The organism is Marivita sp. S6314 (assembly GCF_023015985.1).
Classification (GTDB): Bacteria; Pseudomonadota; Alphaproteobacteria; order Rhodobacterales; family Rhodobacteraceae; genus Marivita.
This window is the reverse complement of sequence record NZ_JALKAO010000039.1, coordinates 1-308: the sequence shown is the minus strand read 5'-3', so window position 1 is coordinate 308 and position 308 is coordinate 1. Positions and strand designations below refer to the sequence as shown.

The following is a 308-nucleotide window of genomic DNA, read 5'->3' as shown; positions in this document are numbered from 1 at the left end:
GTGACCGGCCGTGTCGAGCGTGGCGTGATCAACGTGGGCGACGAGATCGAAATCGTCGGCATCCGCGACACCACCAAGACGACCTGCACAGGTGTTGAAATGTTCCGCAAGCTGCTGGACCGCGGCGAAGCGGGCGACAACATCGGCGCGCTGCTGCGCGGTGTGGACCGTGAAGGCGTTGAGCGTGGCCAGGTTCTGTGTAAGCCGGGCTCCGTGAACCCGCACACCAAGTTCGAAGCCGAGGTCTACATCCTGACCAAGGAAGAAGGTGGCCGTCACACGCCGTTCTTCGCGAACTACCGTCCGCA

1 protein-coding gene is annotated in these 308 nt (G+C 63.0%); it reads left to right on the top strand.

The window, feature by feature from the left end:
• The coding region (locus MWU54_RS18885) for an EF-Tu/IF-2/RF-3 family GTPase (RefSeq protein ID WP_247086771.1) at positions 1-308 on the top strand (308 nt) is incomplete at both ends.